Source organism: Microbulbifer sp. MLAF003, assembly GCF_030012965.1.
Taxonomy (GTDB): Bacteria; Pseudomonadota; Gammaproteobacteria; order Pseudomonadales; family Cellvibrionaceae; genus Microbulbifer; species Microbulbifer variabilis.
This window is the reverse complement of record NZ_CP120232.1, coordinates 1,025,938-1,044,370: the sequence shown is the minus strand read 5'-3', so window position 1 is coordinate 1,044,370 and position 18,433 is coordinate 1,025,938. Positions and strand designations below refer to the sequence as shown.

Here is an 18,433-nt window from a genome sequence, read left to right as displayed (position 1 = left end):
ATCAGCTGCTCATCGAGCCTCACCCTACTAACGCAATATCCTCAAGCCCAAAAGTGTCTTCCTGTAAATTTCTCTGTACATGCTTGCACTTCTGAAATATCTGGATCGAAGATTTTCCCATCTAAGAACCCAACCGTATTGGAAACACTGAATTTCGGAGGAATCATTAACAACATATGAGTGTGCCCCCTCACTATGTACCCCTCGACCAAATCAATGCCCTTTTGACAGCATAAGTCTCGAAATATCGCTCCAATCTCCCGTCTCAATGTTCCAAATAATGCTTTCTTTGGATGCTTAAACACACATACTACGTGGTACCAGCAATAATGCTTCACAAGAGCTTCCCACTACCAATTTCGTATATGGCCTCCTTTATAGAACTTGCCAGTTCATGGAGGCCATATTTTTCATTCTGCGCGCCGTAACGGAAGAGCCCTGTCAAGTCTCATCGACAGAGGCGGTGGTTTACCTATGTATTAATTAATTCGTTCACAGTGTACGATGATGGTTGTAACTTGCCTGTCGGAAAGAATCCATCTAAATAAGCTTTAAGCATAGCCGCAACCCAAAGATTATCAGATGATACAACTATAGATTTAGCAATAAGCTCAAAATCATCACAAACGTATTCAGATATTTCATTAACCCCGACAGCCTTGCTTGTCAACTTAAAAGCAGCTTCTCTAATCTCATCGATTAAGTCCTTTGAATCTTGACTTAATGAAACTTGAGTAAATTTCTCCCCTATACTTTTATTTGCACTCACCCAATCACTATCAAATGGGTCATCATCTCTTTGATCAAGAGCAAAATCAATATTCAGATTTTTAAAGTTTCTTAACCCAATAACTTTTCCATCTTTTATCAACTGGAGTAAAGAGGTTAATTTATTACTCATAGCATTCCAATACCCTTCAAATATTCTTCCATTGTTTCCACAGCATTCTTAGGAGTAAGATCCTCTCCTAAATTGTACTTTCCATTTGGTGATTTAACATCCACTTTAATATCATCAAGATTTTCATATGCTTTTTTATATGCATCCATAAGTTCTTGATCAGTACCATCAAAGTCTCCTTGTCTCGGGCCGATTACTTCTCTTTCAGCATTATGTAATCTCCAATGATCACGTCCTGGATCATCACCTTTAAAATGCAATGTAGGTCGGTCCTTATCCGATCTCTTAACCTCGAACGGTCTTCCTTTGCTTTTTCTTACCGCAGGAACATGATGCCCAGACTCTCCGACATTGATCCTTTTTATGGTATCACAATCACCTTTTTCAGCCGTTAAGCCGAATGGATCTACAAATTGAACTGTATTTGTCACATAAAGGTAGCTATTAGGCCCACCCTGCAACCCAATCGGATCCTGCTGAGTAAACTCCCCAACCTGTGGATCATAATACCTAAACCGGTTGTAGTGCAGCCCGGTCTCTTCATCGAAGTACTGCCCCTGGAACCGGATTGGCTGCTCTATCTGATTTTCATGGGCCAGGGCAATATTGCCATAGCTCTTGTAGGCAACGCTCCAGACCACTTCACCTTCCTGACTGGTCAAGGTATCAGGCGTTCCCAGGTGATCCAGATGGTAGTGATAGACCTGCTCTTTATCTTGCTGACTTTCCTTTAAAGCAACCGGTTTAAAGGTGCCCGGTTCGAAGTAATAGGTGCGGGTACTGAGATCCTGTTTGGTTTGGTTGTCCGTTTTGCTTTCCTGCAGGAGAACATCGCTATCCCAGAGGAAGTCGGTTAGTTCGCTGTTCGTGACTTTGCCAATACGACGGCCCAGGGGGTCGTATTGGTAGTGGATCACCTGTTGGAACTGTTCTGTGCCCTTTTCTACCTTGAGCTTTTCTACACGTACCAGCTGCTGGCGGCTGTTGTAGTGGTAGCGGGTTTGCAGTTTTTGCCCTTTACCGCGTAGTTCGGCAATGCGGTTGCCGTGGATATCGTAGCGGTAGTGGGTATCACCGCGGAAGGCTAAACGGTTGCCTTTGACCTGGGTGGCACTGGCCTGCTGTTTGGCTTCGTCTTTTGAGTTGCCGGCCGCGAGAATATTGTGTGCGGGGTCGTGCACAAAATATTCAGGGTTGGGGCCGTCTACCTGGGTCAGGCGATCCAAGGCGTCGTAGTGGTAGCTGCGGGTTCCGCGCAGGCTGTCTTCGATCTTGGCGATCTGGCCGGCTTTGTTGTACTGGTAACTGCGCTCCAGAATTGAGCTTGTGTCCTGGGTGGGATCGGACACCGGGCTCTGGTTTGCATTGCCGGTTTTGCCCAGGCGCAGCTTGTGCAGGCGGCCTTGTGGATCGTAGTCTCTTTGGCTTTCCAGTCCGTTGCCGTGTTGGCGCTGGCTTTCCCTGCCCTGTTCGTCGTGACTGATACTGGTAATCAGCTGATCGGTATCGCGGCCTAAGGGGCGGCGGTGCAGGCTTTGGAATTGACCGGCGGGGTTAAAAGCAAAGTTAAGTACCTCGCCATCGGGTAGTGTGGTGGCGATACGGTTGCCGGCGGCATCGTACTGGTGGCTCAGTTTATCTTTGCCCTGCCAGTCGGTGGTAACGCGGCCATTGGCATCGTATTCCCAGCGCAGTTTGCGGTGGGTATTTTCTGCTTCGATAAGTTGTCCGCTGCGATTGTAGCGGAAGTTGGTAATTCCGTCCGGGGTGGTTTCTTCCAATAGGCGGCCGAAGGGGTCGCGCTCAAAGATGGTGTCGATGCCTTTGCCGCTGTCTGTGTCGGTTACGGCTCTGGAGCTTACCAGATGGCCGGCGCGGTTATAGGCGTAGCGGGTAACGCGGCCATCGAAGCCAACTTCTTCAATCAGGCGTTCATTGAGGTCGTATTTAAGTTGGTAGCGCTCGCCATTTTCATTGGCTAGGCCAATTAAGTTGCGTTCGCCATCATAGTGATATTCCAGGCGGCTGCCGTCCGGGTTGGTACGGGTCTTTACCTGGCTGAGGCCGTCGTAAGCGTAGCAGGTACTGCGGCCTTCAGAGTCAATGACTTCGGCAAGCAATCCTTGGGGGTTATAGCTGTATTGAGTCCGGGCACCGTCTGAGGTGGTCACCGCATGGATACGGTCCTGGGCATCGTATTCATAGCGGGTTATCTGGCCCGGAGCATGCTGCACTTCAGCCAGGCGACGAGCACCGTCGTAGCGGTAGTGCTGGGCGCGGCCCATGGGATCTTTGATCGCGGCAAGATTGCCTTCGGGGTTCCAAAGGTAGCGGGTGGTATTGCCGAGAGGGTCGGTAACGCTGCCGATTAAGCCAACAGGGTTATAGCCGTATTGGGTGCTGTTGCCGAGGGGGTCTTTGCTGGCAACGATCTGGCCATTTTCGTTGTATTCCCGTTGCCAGCTATTACCGGCGGGGTCGGTAACTTTTGCGGGCAGGCCTTCACCGTTGTATTCGATACGGTGGTTGTTGCCGGCGGCATCGGTCTTTTGTATCAGGCGACCCTGATTATCGTACTGGTAAATTTCTTCGCGCAGGCTGCCATCGTCGCTGGGCAGCTGTACCCGGGTGACCTGACCCAGGTCGTTGTAGCTATAGAGAGTCTCTGCACCTTCCGGGTCGCGGTGATAGATTGGTAGGGCACGGTCATTAAAGCGGTAGCGCTCTTTACCGCCGCGGGTGTCGGTAACGGTAACGCCCTTGCCATCATCATCCCAGGCAAACTGGTAATTGTAAGTATCCTGCCCATCGATAGGATCGCCCCACTGGCGCACACAGCGGGCGGAGGGGCCTTCGGCATCCCATTCAAAGTGGAAGCGGTAGCCGGTTTTTAGGGTGCGCTGCTTAATGACGTGCTGATGGTACTGGTACTGCTCACTGTGTCCGTCGGCGTCGATGGCTTTAATCAGGTCCCCTTCACCACTGTACTCATAATTTGCGAGTACTTTAATACGGCCGTCGCGGGTTTCTTTTTTCAGCTCACCAATACGCTGGCTGTTTGGCTGCCCTGGCGGCGGGCTGATATGCAGGGCTTCACCGATGCTGCTTTCGATACAGATCAGACGTTCGTCGACATAGTGGAACAGGTAATAATTGCCGTAGCCATCGCGGATTTCTGCAAGCTTGAGGGAGCCTTTATCTCCGGTGGCTTTAAAGTGTTTTTGTACACCTTTGGGGGCACCGTAAGGAGTCACTATCCAGTGATCGTCATTAATGCGGGTGAGGCTTAACTGCTCCACTACGTTGTGACTGCGGCCGCTGTCTCCTGGAGCAGGCAGACTGATCACCCTGCCTTCGGCATCGTGGAACTGCACTGCTTTACCCGGGCGCCACACCAGCTTTTCACCAGGGTGTGGGTCCAGCCGTGGCCCAGGCCGAAGTCTTTGGAATTACTGCTGCGGTAGGTGCGCGCCACGGTGAGTGGCAGTGGACCATCCAGTACGGCATCGACCAAAGTAAGGCGTTCTTCACCCGTTTTTAAGTTAATAGGTTCGCCGCCTTCGCAAGCCTTGCCATTACATTGGGAGCTATCTCCGTTATGGTTTTTCCCGGTTTGGCTATTGGTTTTATCCGCTTCGCTGGATTGGCTGGTCTTACTGCTATCGCTAGCCTGAGAATTATTGCTGTTATTACCTGAGCTATTTCCGCTTTGGTTACTGTTATTGGCACCAGAGCTGCTGGAGCTGCCACTGGAGCTCGAACTGCTCGAAGAGGGGCCACTCGAATTGGATGGGGCGGCTGCATCGGAAGAGCTCAGGTCGGAAAAGCTGGCTCCATTACCCTTGGCATTACCACCTCGCTTTTTGGAAAGCAGATTACGTTGCTTTTTCAGCTTGGCGAAGTCGAGCATCAAATCGCCAATACCGCGGAAAGCCTTCAGCAGACGGGCATTTTTAACCAGGGATGCCACAGCACCGGCACCACCTGTGACTGCAGCCAAGACGATAGTAAGAATAATCTCGAATGCACCACCACCGGCCATCTCGGTGATTTCGAGGCTGTGCTGGGCTTTTACATAATCCTGAGCAAAACGGAAAATCGTATCGCGTAGTGCCGGCTCGTCATAAATCACCTGGGCCACTTCGAGGGCCAGCTCCAGCTGCTGCTTGGTGATCTTGGATGGATCAAAGCCAAGCACATCAACGGCTTCCCGATGCACTGCAGAGAGGTACTCTTTGCCGGATTCCTCGAAGCTCTTATCGTACAAAAGGTAGTTTGCTGTTGCCGTGCTGAGTTCCCTGGCCTGGCGCATGGGATTAACTAGCGCAGCTACTTCCATCACGTCCTTGCCCCAAACCGCCAGGCCCCAAGCGGCATTGCCTAAGCCGGTAGCACCGCGATCAATATAGGCACCCACTTTCTCTAAGGTGGAACGCTGCTCGTGACGCTGTTGGATCAGCGCTGCCTCAGCTCGTTCTTGGGCAATAATCTGCTGCAGCCCCATGCGAATCTTGGCAATCAACTCTGACTGCTTATCAGCAAGCGCCGTGGCTGCAAACGGGGCTTCTTCAATAATCAGGCGATTTTGGATCAGGGCCAGGTAAATTTCCTGTTCTCGACTGGAAAGATGGCCGGGCGCTTCACTCAGTGGCCCTAAGAAGACAGTGCCCGCCTGGCTTGATTGAATACTGACACTCAGCGCATTACAGGAGATACCATTCATGCCAAAGAAGTGTTCGTGAATCTCCTGGATTACAGCATCATCAAACATGGACAACAGCTGGCTGGCATTGACCTTCAGGGGAATACCCATCTGGTATGCCCAACCAACTCTGACCATATAACGAACGCCTTGCCTGTTCTCGACACTTAGCTGCATGGATAATCCTTCAAACGCCGTAAGCCCGCTGTGCGCCAGCCTCTAGTTATCATTTCCTGACCCAATAAATCGTCTTGATTTATTTTTGGTCTCGGCATTGGGAATACCAACTCAAAGAGCCGGATTCACCTTTGACTTGCTCAATTTGCAATCAAAAACCCTGTTTTCCGCACGGTTGAATACCCCTAGAAAACATATTGAATTAGGGTAATCGCAATTTGTGAAATCTTAAATAGTGAAAATCACCGCCTTTCTGGCTTATGGAAATTCTACTCGCCAATAGTTCTAATTCACCGGCACTAGGATGAGGTGAGGCCAAAGCTACTGGCAGGAGATACCTGAAATTGCGACCTGTTGAAGCAGGTTACCGCAAATAGGCTGGTTGGGATAGATAAGTGTTATTACACGAATAAGACAAACCAAGGAGTCAGTTTGACACCCAGGGAAAAAAGAAATAATCAAATAAAATAGTTTAATTGTTTTATTTCGGAGTTAACAACCGTAGATAATTTACAGAAAGAGCTCTATTGGAAAATATAATTCAGCAGCAAAGCCCTGCCGCAGAATTACCCATACACAAGATAAGTAGCCCTGAAAATGCTGTGGTTTTTTAATAGGCAATAAACATATTTATTTGCCTAGAACAGCAAAAAATCAATAAATAAGGAAACAATATGGAACTGTAGTCTTATATTTTTGCGCAAATAACAACCAAAATATAAGAAAAGAATAAAAAAGCGCAGGAAAATTTTTTGAGGTCACAGCCATTAAATTACATCAACAACTGCTGCACCATCACCAGCCCTCTTGGGTTCATGGCAGGTGATGGCTTACACCGAATAATTGGTTACTCGATCTCTTTAATACGCATGGAGCTGGTGTGTCCACCTACATTCAAGCGTTCACCTTGGGTGATCAAGACTCTCTGCCCTTTCTGTAGGTCAATACGCGAACTGAGCACTTCAATAATGGACTCGGTAAGATGCCCCAGTGGAACTGCCGCCGGATCAAAGCTGATGGGCTCAACACCACGTAACAATACCAATTGGCGCGCAACATTCGGGTGTCGTGTCATTGCATAAATAGGTAGGCGAGTATTGGCCCGTGACATCATCCGTGGTGTACGCCCTGATTCTGTCAGGGCAGCCACGGCACAGAGGTTCTCCACTCGAGAGGCGACATCAATCGCAGCCTGGGCAATGACCGTGTCAATACGGTCGGAGGCACCATGCTCCTCAGGGGTGTATGGGACACTGCCAAGATACTGTTCAGCACCCACAATCACCTCACTCATGGATTCCACTGCCGCCACCGGGTAATCACCCGCAGCGGTCTCAGCAGAGAGCATCACAGCATCTGTACCATCCAACACTGCATTGGCAACATCCATCACTTCTGCGCGGGTGGGTGTCGGGCTGGTGATCATGGACTCCATCATTTGAGTCGCAGTAATCACGCCACGATTGAGCGCATTAGCGCGATTGATCAATTTCTTTTGTACACCCACCAGGGCCGGATCGCCAATCTCAACCCCGAGGTCACCTCGAGCGACCATGATGGCATCGGATGCAAGAATCAATGCATCCATCTTCGCATTGTCAGCAACTGCCTCAGCGCGCTCCACCTTGGCCACTATCGCTGCCTGGCTGCCAGCTGCCTGCATAGCCTTGCGAGCAGTTTCCAGATCTTCCGCACAGCGAGGGAAACTCACCGCGAGAAAATCTACCGCTAACTCAGCGGCCAGCTCAATATCCCGGTAATCTTTCTCTGTCAAAGCCGGTGCGGAAAGGCCACCCCCAAGAAGATTGATGCCTTTGTTGTTAGATAACTTGCCACCTTGCAATACCCGACAATAAAGCTTACTCGGTGTGGTACCAGTTACTTCAAGGCGGATCTTGCCATCGTCCAGAAGTAGGATATTGCCAGACTCACAATCACTAATCAGGCTAGGATAATCAACCCCAACACGGTGCTCATCACCACCTTCGGGGGGACAGTCGAGATCCAAAGTAAATTCGTCATTATTTTCCAGGTCAACGCTACCGTTGGCAAAGCGCGCTATGCGTATTTTGGGTCCCTGCAAATCCCCCAGCACAGCCACAGTTTTACCCTGTGCTGTTGCGGCTTCGCGCACCTCTTCCACCCTGCGGCGGTGGTCTTCGGCGGAGCCGTGGGAAAAATTCAGGCGCACAATATTTACCCCGGCACGAATCATCTCCTCGATTACGTGGGGTTTGTCTGTGCCGGGTCCCAGGGTGGCGACAATTTTTGTATGGCGAATCATATGGTCCCGTCAGCTATTCAGTTTGAAAAAGTTCTTTGGACTGGCCAACCTTATTCCCTGATGGTTTTTACCAGCCCTTAAAGTACAAGACGAATTTATAGGTTATCCCGCACCTATATTCCGGCACTAAGCCGGCGTTCCGCTCAATCGAATCAGGCCGACTCGGCCACAGGCAAGTCCAATTGCAGTGCCGCAGCCATGGCCAAACTGGTATCCAGCATACGATGGGAGAAGCCCCACTCGTTGTCATACCAGGCCATCACTTTCACCAAATTGCCATTTACACGAGTGTGATTGGCATCGAAGTGGCTGGAAGCACTGGTGTGATTAAAGTCTACCGATACCAGTGGCTGGTCACAGTAAGTCAAAACGCCATTACTGGCTTCCGCTGCCTGCTGCATAATACGATTGATCTCCTCGACCGTAGTGTCGCGACCGGCAATAAACTGGCAGTCCACCAGGGAAACATTGCTTACCGGAACCCTTACAGCCATACCGTCCAGGCGCCCTTTCAATTCAGGTAGCACCAGGCCAACAGCGGCGGCTGCACCGGTCTTGGTAGGAATCATATTGTCAGCTGCAGCCCTCGCCCGATAAATATCAGCGTGGACAGCATCCTGGGTGTTCTGGTCATTGGTATAGGCGTGTACCGTAGTCATTACGCCGCGCTCTATACCGAGCTCGCGGTGCAACGCCTGGGCCACTGGCGCCAGACAGTTAGTAGTGCAGGATGCATTGGAAACCACGCGGTGATCTGCGGTCAGGTTGGCGTCATTAACTCCGTAAACAACAGTGAGGTCAGCATCCTTTGACGGCGCAGAGATGAGCACCGCAGAGGCGCCTGCTTCGAGGTGTGCAGAAGCGGAGGCTTTATCGGTGAAGCGGCCAGTACACTCCAGCACCAAATCCACTCCGAGTTTTTTCCAGGGCAACTTGGCCGGATCTCGCTCCTGGCACACCTGCACTCGATCACCACCAACTACCAGTGCATCACCATCTACTTTCACATCCGTGCCAAAGCGGCCGTGGATGGTATCAAATCGGGTCAGGTGCGCATTGGATGCCACCGGGGCGAGGTCGTTAATCGCAACCAGTTGAATACGATCACTATAATCGGACTCGTAGATGGCTCGGGTGACGTTGCGGCCGATACGGCCGTAACCATTGATGGCAATTTTAATTTTCATCTGGCTTTACCCTGTTTATTAGCTTCTGGTTTTCCATGCTGCACCCATCAACGGATGCACCTTACCGAACGTTTGTGACAATTAACTCGGAAATGTAACAAGCCATCCATAACTTGCTGGACGATCACTCCTGCGAATAAAAAAATCATTTCTTCAGGAGCTAGCACCAGTCCAGGTCAGTGCTAGGTCAAGACTTCAATGTCGCAGCCTGCTTTGACAGGCGGGTAATCTCAGCCCAGTTCTTCTCGCGTATCAGGCTACTGGATGCCATCCAGGACCCCCCACACAAACCACATTATTCAGGGCCAGATAGTCCGCTGCATTATCCGGGCTAACTCCTCCGGTTGGGCAGAATCGGACTTCAGCCAGTGGCCCCGCGAGAGATTTCAACATGGGCACACCGCCGGCGGCCTGGGCCGGGAAAAATTTCTGGTACCTATAGCCGCGTTCAAAAAGGCGCATTACCTCGGATGCACTGGCTGCGCCAGGCAACAACGGCACATCGCTACCATCAGCCGCAGCCAGCAATTGCTCTGTAGCTCCGGGGCTAACCATAAAACCGGCTCCGGCATCAGTGGATCGACGCAGGTCATCGCTATTTAATACAGTGCCTGTACCCACATGTGCCTCTGGTAAATGCTTGGCAATTTGCTCCACAGCACCAAGCGCAGCCTCTGTGCGCAAAGTCACCTCAAGAACATTCAAACCACCTTCAAGCAGTGCCGTAGCCAAAGGTAGAGCATCTTCAACCTGTTCTATAACCAGCACTGGGACAACGCCAGCAGCCTGCAAAATGTCGGCGATATTCTTCTGCATCAATCAATTCCAATCGTTCGTTAAGGTGCCCAATAGACAGTGACTGGTTTCAGCCCCTGTTTGAGGATACTGCGCACCGGCATTTCCATCTCATCACTGCCTAGTAAAGCCTCACGATAAACTTTGAGTTTTTCTTCACCAGTAATTAGCAGTTTGATATTTTTAGCCTGTAAAATTGCACTCAAAGTCAATGTCATGCGCTCGGTATTTGTACCGGTAACCTCACTCTGCTTAGCGGTAATTGCACTGCATAATTTTTCAGAATCTGGACTCAAAGCATCCTCAAGACCTTGTGCATGGGGAAATAGTGAGGCGGTATGACCATCACTACCCATTCCCAGAATGCAAATATCGAAAGGGCGCGACAGCTCGGCATAAGCGCGCTCGCAATCAGCCTCACCCTGAGCAGCAGTGGCATGTAGATTCTTCATGCCCAACAAAGTGGCTTCCGCCGCATTATTTTGAATTAAACTGTTTTCAATAAATGCCTGGTTACTACCACTGTGGGATTTATCTACCCAGCGTTCATCTACCAGGGCGGCGGTTATCTTTGACCAGGGCAAAGGGCGCTTGGAAAGCTCCCGATAAACCGGTTCAGGAGTACTACCACCAGAAACCAGAAATGTGGCCTGCCCTCGATCTTTTATACCTTTTTGCAGCTCACTGGCGCAGTCGTGAACCAGTGCCTGCACCAGGCGTTCTCGATCTGAGTAAAATTTTTCTTCAGCCATGGAGATTTCCATTTTTAGAGGAGACATGCCCGCATTTAGCCAGTCATACCCCATAATCATTACTTGGCGTTAAACCAGTGACGGCCACTACGGGCCAGTAATTCACTAGATTCCTTCGGACCCCAGCTACCAGCGGTATAATCTTTTGGCTGGTTATTAGTCTCTCGCCAGTGTTCAATAATTGGATCGACCCAAGCCCAGGCTGCTGCCACTTCATCACGGTGAATAAACAGAGCCGAATTATTCGCCGCTGCATCCAGCATCAAACGTTTGTAGGCATCGCTGTGGAAGCTGTCGTAAGTATCCGAAAGAGTTAAATTCAGTTCCGCTGGCTGTAGTTCAGTAGTAAGGCTGTCCATTTTCTTGGCCATTAGCACCAACTTGATGCTCTCTTCGGGCTGCAGGCGAATAACCAGGCGATTGGGAATAACTTTGCCGGCGCTTTCGTCATAGACGTGGTGGGATACGTTTTTGTACTGCACCACAATTTCTGCACAACGTTTTTCCATACGCTTGCCAGTCCGCAAATAGAAAGGCACGCCAGCCCAACGCCAACTATCGATATGCGCCTGGATTGCGACAAATGTTTCCGTGGAACTGACACCGCCTTCCAGTTCATCCAGATATCCAGGCACTTGCTGTCCATCAATGTCACCAGCTATGTACTGTCCACGAACTACATTTTTGTCCACTTCCAATCCGGTAAGTGGGCGCAAGGCTTCCAGCACTTTAATTTTTTCCGCACGGATATTTTTCGCGGACATGGTATTAGGCGATTCCATTGCAATCAGGCACAACAACTGCAACAGGTGGTTTTGCACCATATCGCGTAAGGCTCCGGTTTCGTCATAAAAACCGGCGCGACCTTCGAGACCAACGGTTTCAGAAATACTGATCTGGATATGATCAATGCTCTTGGCATCCCACAAGTGCTCAAACAGTACATTGCTGAAACGCAGCGCCAGCAGGTTTTGTACAGTTTCCTTACCCAGGTAGTGGTCAATGCGGAAAATATTATTTTCCGGGAAGTAACTGGCAATCTTGCTATTAATTTCGTCAGAGGTCTGCGCGTTATAACCCAAGGGTTTCTCAACAACTACTCGGGAGTTTTTGCTAATCAATCCCTTGATAGAGAGGTTTTCACAGCAGGGACCAAATACCGCAGGAGGAATTGCCAGGTAAAAAATACGTACCCGCTCTGGATCTGTACCGAGAATATCTGCCAGATGCTCCCACTGCTCATTGGGAACAGCGATATCCAATGCTATTGGACGCAGCAGTTGGCTAAAGCCATCCCAACTGGAATCACTGTACTCACCTTCACGCAAGTACTGCTTTAGCGCTTGGTGAGCAGTCGTTAAATATTGATCGGCATCTTCCCGGCGGCGACATACGGGAAGAACACGGCAACCATTCACCAGGCTGTCCTCCCTGTATGCGCGGTACAGGGCTGGTATTAACTTGCGCAACGCAAGATCGCCACCGCCACCAAACAACACCATATCAAAAGGGTTAAGCATAAATTTCGCTCTAAGCTCGTATTTCTGCAGTGCCAATAAGCACCGCGTTAATTAGTAAAGAATACTGGCACCGCTCTCTGCACCACTGGCGATCGCGCGCATATTGGCAAAGAGTTCTCGACCCATGCCCCGTGCATTTTCAGACAGATCACACTGTGCAGCTTCACGTGCGGCAAATTCCGCTTCATCCACATGTACCTGCAGAACACCAGCCTCCGAATTCAGCTCGATAATATCGCCATCGCGTACCTTGGCGATGGGGCCACCTTCAACCGCTTCTGGTGACATATGAATAGCTGCAGGTACTTTCCCCGAAGCTCCTGACATGCGCCCATCGGTAACAAGTGCTACTTTAAAACCGCGGTCTTGCAACACCCCCAAGGTCGGAGTTAATTTGTGCAATTCCGGCATGCCATTAGCCTGAGGGCCCTGAAAGCGCACAACCGCAACAAAATCCCGTTCCAACTCACCTGCTTTGAACCTCTCCAACAGTTCATCCTGGTTATGCAGGACAATTGCGGGGGCTTTGACTTTGAGGTGCTGCGGCTTAATCGCCGATACCTTAATCACGCTGCGTCCCAGGTTACCCTCGAGCAACTGCAGGCCACCGTGGTGAGAGAAAGGATCACTAACCGGGCGAATAACGGAAGTATCGCCACTCTCTTCCGCAGTTGGACGCCATACCACACCATCACCCGCATCGTTAAAGAAGGGGTCATTGCAATAGGGTTTGAGTCCGGTGTCACCCAGTACTGTGTGTACATCGCCGTGCAGGAGCCCCGCGGAGAGCAGCTCACGAATCAGGAATTGCATACCACCAGCCGCAGCAAAGTGGTTGATATCAGCACTGCCATTCGGATACACATGACACAGCAAGGGCACCACTTCAGAGAGATCTGCCATATCCTGCCAGGTCAGCTGAATACCTGCGGCGCGGGCCATAGCTACTAGGTGTAAGGTATGATTGGTAGAGCCGCCTGTAGCCAGAAGGCCAACTACACCATTTACAAAAGCCTTTTCGGTAAGAATTTTAGCGATTGGTGTGTGCTGACTGGGCTCAGTAATTTGGGCTAGCTGCGCCACCGCGGCTTCATTCAGGGCATCACGCAGACCAGTCCCCGGATTAACAAAAGAACTGCCTGGTAACTGCAGCCCCATAATTTCCACTAGCATCTGATTGCTGTTGGCGGTGCCATAGAAAGTACAAGTACCAGCACTGTGATAAGAGGCGCTCTCCGCTTCCAGTAACTCTTCACGACCAACCTTGCCCTCAGCATAGAGCTGACGCACTCGAACTTTTTCTGCATTGGAAAGCCCCGTAGGCATTGGGCCTGCAGGAATAAAAATGGATGGCAAGTGACCGAAGGCCAGGGCACCTATCACCAGGCCGGGCACAATCTTGTCACAAATGCCGAGGAACATAGCGCCCTCAAATACATCATGGGACAGGGCTACGGCTGTGGACATGGCAATCACATCGCGGGAAAAAAGGCTCAGCTCCATACCCGGGCGCCCCTGGGTGACACCATCACACATGGCGGGCACCCCCTGCTACCTGGGCAGTGGCACCATGACGAGCCGCTGCTTCTTTGAGGCGTGCGGGATAGGTACCGTAGGGCTGGTGCGCTGAAAGCATGTCGTTATAGGCGGTTACAATCCCCAGATTAGGGCCTCGCCCTGAGGCGATAAGCTGCTTTTCCTTTTCTGGAGAGGCCGCAATTGCATGGGCCAAATTGCCACACGACAGGTGCGCAGCCGCCCGGCCCTCAATATGCGCTTTTTCAACCTGTGCCAAATATTGGGCACGGGTTTCCTCGCTCCGCCGGGTTATGCGATCGGTAACTGCCTGAACCTTGCTGTGAACCATGACTATTCCGTATTAATTTTGCTTTAACACCGACAAAGGCCCAATTAGCCCAGGTCGTACTCCGGCGATATTTCAACCACCGCTAAACATCCATCCTTGAATAGGCAGTCCAATTGAGGGAGTCCCATCCCAACTATTCGGTTGTAGTGCGGCTGCAGATCTATCACCCGGCAACAGCGCTAAAAGTAAAAAAATCTATTTGCGCCACTGCGATAAAGATTAAAAATTTATTTCATAAAAAAAATAGGTTTGAAACTAAGAGACCAGTTCCTAGCCTCTAAGAGCACCGTTTTACTGAAAACCATCCACTTTCCGACCAAAACTCCACAGCCTGCAATATTCAGCTTGGCCAGCTGGCATGTTAGTTGGGCTATGTGGCAGCCACCTCCTCCCCTGTTCCGGGGTAGAAGCTTTTAACGCCCAGCGAACCTCCAAAACCCACTTAAAGGCAGCCCAACCTTAATTTGCGCCAATTATGTAGTAAAACTACAAAAAAATTCAAGTACTCACACATAGAATTCAGGAGAAAGAGCTAAGTACATTAAAAATGGCGTCATACACCTCTAAAATACCAATCTTAAAGGGAGTAACGGCGAGTTAATCAAAGTCGCTACTATCGACACGGCAGTCAAACTGTAAGAAATTTACACAAACTAAAGGTATTCACAGAGTGAGCCAAAAAAGGCTCTGACACCTGAACGGTGAATGACGGTAAGGCACTGCTAGAATCTTTGCCTGGTGGAGGCAGAGGGCCAACTACTGCCAAACTAGTAACCAGGCAGTCTCAAGGGAGAGTTCCCGCAGGAAGGATCGGTATCAATGAAAGTCACTATCAATGACGTGGCGGAGCGAGCCGGCGTATCGATAAAGACCGTCTCACGGGTCATAAACAATGAACCCTCAGTTCGCTCAAGCACCAGAGCGCGGGTTCTCGAGGTGGTGGAAGCACTGAATTACCGCCCCAACCTGGCTGCACGCAACCTGGCCGGAACACACTCTTACTCAATCGGTTTTATCTACGATAATCCCAACGCTTACTACGTCATCGATATGCAAAATGGCATACTCGATGCGTGTCGGGCACAGGGCTACGAATTGCTGATACACCCCAGCAATGCCCAATCCAGTACCATTCATGAGGAGTTGCGCCGCCTGGTGGAGCAGAGCAGAGTCGCGGGACTGGTGCTAACCCCCCATTTTCAGAAAGCCAGGAGGTAATCAATACGCTCAAAGCTATGGATGTAGAGTTTGTACGTATTGTCTCATCTCACGGCCACAAAGTGGCGGAAAGTAATTGCATCCTGATCGATGACACCGCCGCCGCTTTTGCAATCACGCAACACCTGCTGGATTTTGGGCACAAACGCGTTGCTTACCTAAGCGGGGGTACTGAGCACTTTTCCACCCAGGGACGCCTGGAGGGCTACAAGAAGGCCCTCCAAAATGCTGGATTACCTTTCGATGAGCAGCTAGTTGAACAGGGGGAATACTCTTTTGATTCCGGCGTAAAAAGTGCCACTAAGCTGTTGCAGTCTGGCGAACCGCCGACAGCAATTTTTGCCGGCAATGATGAGATTGCCGCTGGCGCACTGTTTGCGGCACGCATGCTCAATATTGACGTTCCAGAACAGCTGTCTATTGCCGGTTTTGAGGATAGCCCTTTTTCACGCCAAACATGGCCAAAACTCACCACCGCTCACCAGCCTAACGAGGAAATCGCCCAGCGCGCAGCGGAACTGACCCTGGAGCGTATTCACTTCAAGAGCTGTGAGGAAAAGGGCATAAAAGAAAAGAATGGCGCAAAATCAACTAAGCAGAAAAGCAATACTGGCTGCTACTTCACCCCAAAGCTGGTCGTGCGTGAATCCACTGGAGCCGCTCCGCAAAAAAATGCCAGAAGATGACTCCTCCCAATTCAGCAAACACTGAGGTTACCTGGTAAAAACCTGGTAACCGCCAATCCAGGTTTTCTGTACCTGTATATCTTTATCAAGCAGGATCATGTCAGCTCTACTGCCAAGTGAGATTCTGCCCATATGCAGGCCCAGGAACTGCGCTGGGTAGAGGCTTGCCATGCGCAACCCCTCTTCAATCTTCAAATGACACCAGCGACAAATATTGCGTACTGCACCACTCATATCCAAGTGCGAGCCGGCCAGTTCCCCGGTACTGGAGGTCAGCTTATCTCTCTCCCGAGTCACCACCCGATCAAACAGTGGAAAACTAAGCGCATCACTGCCCACCAAAGGCATCGCATCAGTAACCAATATTAATTTGCCTCGGGGCTTGGCCTTTAAGGCAAGTTTCATTGCTTCGACACAAACGTGATGACCATCGGCGATCAAGCCACACCAGGCCTCATCCCTGATCAAGGCTGTGCCCACCATACCCGGTTCGCGTGAGTGCAGTGGCGACTTGGCGTTATATAGGTGGGTAAACCCTGACGCTCCGGCTTCCAGCGCAGCAAGCGCGGTTTTCCCATCCGAATTGGAGTGCCCCAAGCATACACAGACTCCCATAGATACCAGCCGATGGATATCCTCCACCGGTACGGTTTCCGGAGCCAGGGTAACAACTTTTATTCCCAGGTCGTCGCGTGCATATAGGGCCCATTCGGCATCACTCAGAGGGCGAATAAATGATTGCTCATGGGTGCCTTTTTTAGGCACACTCAGATGTGGCCCCTCAAAATGAATACCGATAACTCCAGGAATTTCCTGCCGAAGGGCCTCGCTGACTGCACTGGCAGCGAGCTGCATTACGTCGAGACGGTCAGTAATCAAGGTGGGGAGAAATGCACTGGTACCAAATTGCGCATGAGCTTTCCCTATTGTTCGCAGTGCCTCGACACCAGGCTCCTGATTAAACAGTACACCACCACCACCGTTAACCTGTATATCCACTAGACCCGGAGCTATCAAGCCGTGGACATACTGGGCGTGTGCTGGCGCAACACCTCCAAGAGAAACAATTCGCCCGTCATCACCGACAACCAGTGCCACGTCCTCAAGGATCTCCTCACCATCAAATAATCGCTCTGCTACCAGGGCAAAACCCACGCTCCCCTCCTCACTTAATCTCCCCACGGCGGGTTTACGGGCAAATTATTACACGGTATGGGTAACTTTCTTCAGCCCCGCGGGTTCATCTGGATTAATACCCCGGCTCACCGCTACATGGGCAACATCAATATAAAAGCGCTGCAATAGTGCCAATGGCGCTACTCGCGGGTGCACACCTTTACTCGGCACATGCAAATTAATCAGGGCACCGCCCCGCCGGATAATGTCATCGATTTGTTCGCTATGGCATCTGAAAGATTCATCTTCAATGGGGACATTCACCACGGTCAATTTATCTTCAACCAAAGTGACAGGGCCATGTAAAAACTCGGCACTGGAGAAAGACTCTGCATGAATGTTGCACACTTCCTTTAGCTTAAGCGCCAATTCACGCGTGATTCCATAGCCGGGCCCCCTGCCGAGTACTACCAGATTTTGCACCGCAGCCAAATCTTCAGGACGCAGCTGGATATCCGCGCGTACGGCAGCCTCCAGAGTATCCGGCAATTTCTCCAGAGCCTCTTTTAAAGCTTGATCTCCAGTCCAGAATGCCACCAACTGCAAAACAGCAGACAGAGTCGCCAGATAACTTTTGGTTGCCGCCACAGCCCTTTCCGGCCCTGCCTTTAAAGGGACCACCTGATCGACAATATCCCCAATCGGCGCCTCCTCATCATTCACCAATGCCACGGTAAAGGCGCCACACTCCTTTGCCATACGTGCCTGGGCAAGGATATCCGGGCTGCGACCCGATTGAGATATCACCAGCACAAGCGCGCCTTCCAACTTCAGCTTTCGCCCATAAACACTGGAAACAGAGGGTGCCGCAGCAAAGGTAGGCGTCCCCGTTTCAATTTCAATCAGATACTTAGCAAAAACGCCGGCATGATCGGAGGACCCGCGTCCCACAATCATGACAAAGCGCGGGGCTGCGCGCGCAGGCGTTCACCGAGGTACGCCATAATCCCTGCATTATTCTGTAGCTGCTCAGCAATTCTTGCCGGAGCCTCCCGAGCCTCGACTTCCATTAAGGTGGTAGCCATGCCGAACTCCACTCGCGATGATATTTTTGCGCGGCTTTGCGCCTTGCACAGGACAAAAAAACAGTGCTGCAACAACTAGTCTAAATGCTGGCCACACACAGGCCATACCTAATTAGCACTATGGTTTGCCATTAGCATATACC

At 50.8% G+C, this 18,433-nt stretch carries 12 protein-coding genes and 2 pseudogenes; 1 reads left to right on the top strand and 13 read right to left on the bottom strand.

What is annotated here, in order from left to right; translation table 11 throughout:
• Positions 1-41 precede the first annotated feature (41 nt).
• From tnpA to edd, 10 genes and pseudogenes are all read right to left on the bottom strand, one after another.
• Positions 42-338, bottom strand: coding sequence for an IS200/IS605 family transposase (gene tnpA, locus P3339_RS23330; protein WP_353056884.1), 297 nt, complete (start codon positions 336-338; stop codon positions 42-44).
• A 134-nt stretch (positions 339-472) separates the two neighbouring features.
• Complete coding sequence (locus P3339_RS04985; protein ID WP_282952603.1) at positions 473-901, bottom strand: immunity protein PIM1 family protein; 429 nt, start codon at positions 899-901, stop codon at positions 473-475.
• Positions 898-4,296: an RHS repeat domain-containing protein gene (locus P3339_RS04980; protein WP_282952602.1), complete on the bottom strand. Its 3,399-nt coding sequence runs from the start codon at positions 4,294-4,296 to the stop codon at positions 898-900. The genes P3339_RS04985 and P3339_RS04980 overlap by 4 nt, the downstream gene beginning before the upstream one ends.
• Positions 4,245-5,741, bottom strand: a complete 1,497-nt coding sequence (locus P3339_RS04975; RefSeq protein ID WP_282952601.1) for a DUF6531 domain-containing protein — start codon at positions 5,739-5,741, stop codon at positions 4,245-4,247. The genes P3339_RS04980 and P3339_RS04975 overlap by 52 nt, the downstream gene beginning before the upstream one ends.
• Positions 5,742-6,627: 886 nt before the next feature.
• Positions 6,628-8,064, bottom strand: a complete 1,437-nt coding sequence (pyk, locus tag P3339_RS04970) for a pyruvate kinase (RefSeq protein ID WP_282952600.1) — start codon at positions 8,062-8,064, stop codon at positions 6,628-6,630.
• A 152-nt stretch (positions 8,065-8,216) separates the two neighbouring features.
• Positions 8,217-9,251: a type I glyceraldehyde-3-phosphate dehydrogenase gene (gene gap / locus P3339_RS04965; protein ID WP_020412532.1), complete on the bottom strand. Its 1,035-nt coding sequence runs from the start codon at positions 9,249-9,251 to the stop codon at positions 8,217-8,219.
• Between the two features lie 252 nt (positions 9,252-9,503).
• Positions 9,504-10,067, bottom strand: coding sequence for a bifunctional 4-hydroxy-2-oxoglutarate aldolase/2-dehydro-3-deoxy-phosphogluconate aldolase (eda, locus tag P3339_RS04960; RefSeq protein ID WP_353056883.1), 564 nt, complete (start codon positions 10,065-10,067; stop codon positions 9,504-9,506).
• 20 nt (positions 10,068-10,087) lie between these two features.
• Positions 10,088-10,798, bottom strand: a complete 711-nt coding sequence (gene pgl / locus P3339_RS04955) for a 6-phosphogluconolactonase (RefSeq protein ID WP_282952599.1) — start codon at positions 10,796-10,798, stop codon at positions 10,088-10,090.
• Positions 10,799-10,857: 59 nt separating this feature from the next.
• On the bottom strand, positions 10,858-12,318 hold the full coding sequence (gene zwf / locus P3339_RS04950; protein WP_282952598.1) for a glucose-6-phosphate dehydrogenase: 1,461 nt from the start codon (positions 12,316-12,318) through the stop codon (positions 10,858-10,860).
• A gap of 51 nt (positions 12,319-12,369) precedes the next feature.
• Positions 12,370-14,185 (bottom strand): annotated as a pseudogene (edd, locus tag P3339_RS04945) (phosphogluconate dehydratase).
• 819 nt (positions 14,186-15,004) lie between these two features.
• Here edd and P3339_RS23755 point away from each other — a divergent pair.
• Positions 15,005-16,089, top strand: a pseudogene (locus P3339_RS23755) (LacI family DNA-binding transcriptional regulator).
• Positions 16,090-16,116: 27 nt separating this feature from the next.
• Here the strand turns inward: P3339_RS23755 and nagA are convergent.
• Genes nagA through P3339_RS04920 form a run of 3 tightly spaced genes read right to left on the bottom strand, consistent with a single transcriptional unit; the run spans position 16,117 to position 18,290 of the window.
• Positions 16,117-17,244, bottom strand: a complete 1,128-nt coding sequence (gene nagA, locus P3339_RS04930) for an N-acetylglucosamine-6-phosphate deacetylase (protein ID WP_282952595.1) — start codon at positions 17,242-17,244, stop codon at positions 16,117-16,119.
• 48 nt (positions 17,245-17,292) lie between these two features.
• On the bottom strand, positions 17,293-18,162 hold the full coding sequence (gene nagB-II, locus P3339_RS04925) for a glucosamine-6-phosphate deaminase NagB-II (RefSeq protein WP_282952594.1): 870 nt from the start codon (positions 18,160-18,162) through the stop codon (positions 17,293-17,295).
• The gene (locus tag P3339_RS04920) at positions 18,159-18,290 is read right to left on the bottom strand and encodes a hypothetical protein (RefSeq protein WP_282952593.1); all 132 of its coding nucleotides are present in this window, start codon (positions 18,288-18,290) and stop codon (positions 18,159-18,161) included. Before P3339_RS04920 ends, nagB-II begins: the two co-directional genes overlap by 4 nt.
• Positions 18,291-18,433: the final 143 nt, after the last annotated feature.

What these genes read in the sequence shown, in the direction of transcription:
- P3339_RS04985 (WP_282952603.1), bottom strand. Translation starts at nt 901, where the DNA reads ATGAGTAATAAATTAACCTCTTTACTCCAGTTGATAAAAGATGGAAAA.
- P3339_RS04975 (WP_282952601.1), bottom strand. Translation starts at nt 5,741, where the DNA reads ATGGTCAGAGTTGGTTGGGCATACCAGATGGGTATTCCCCTGAAGGTC.
- pyk (WP_282952600.1), bottom strand. Translation starts at nt 8,064, where the DNA reads ATGATTCGCCATACAAAAATTGTCGCCACCCTGGGACCCGGCACAGAC.
- gap (WP_020412532.1), bottom strand. Translation starts at nt 9,251, where the DNA reads ATGAAAATTAAAATTGCCATCAATGGTTACGGCCGTATCGGCCGCAAC.
- eda (WP_353056883.1), bottom strand. Translation starts at nt 10,067, where the DNA reads ATGCAGAAGAATATCGCCGACATTTTGCAGGCTGCTGGCGTTGTCCCA.
- pgl (WP_282952599.1), bottom strand. Translation starts at nt 10,798, where the DNA reads ATGGCTGAAGAAAAATTTTACTCAGATCGAGAACGCCTGGTGCAGGCA.
- zwf (WP_282952598.1), bottom strand. Translation starts at nt 12,318, where the DNA reads ATGCTTAACCCTTTTGATATGGTGTTGTTTGGTGGCGGTGGCGATCTT.
- nagB-II (WP_282952594.1), bottom strand. Translation starts at nt 18,162, where the DNA reads ATGATTGTGGGACGCGGGTCCTCCGATCATGCCGGCGTTTTTGCTAAG.
- P3339_RS04920 (WP_282952593.1), bottom strand. Translation starts at nt 18,290, where the DNA reads ATGGCTACCACCTTAATGGAAGTCGAGGCTCGGGAGGCTCCGGCAAGA.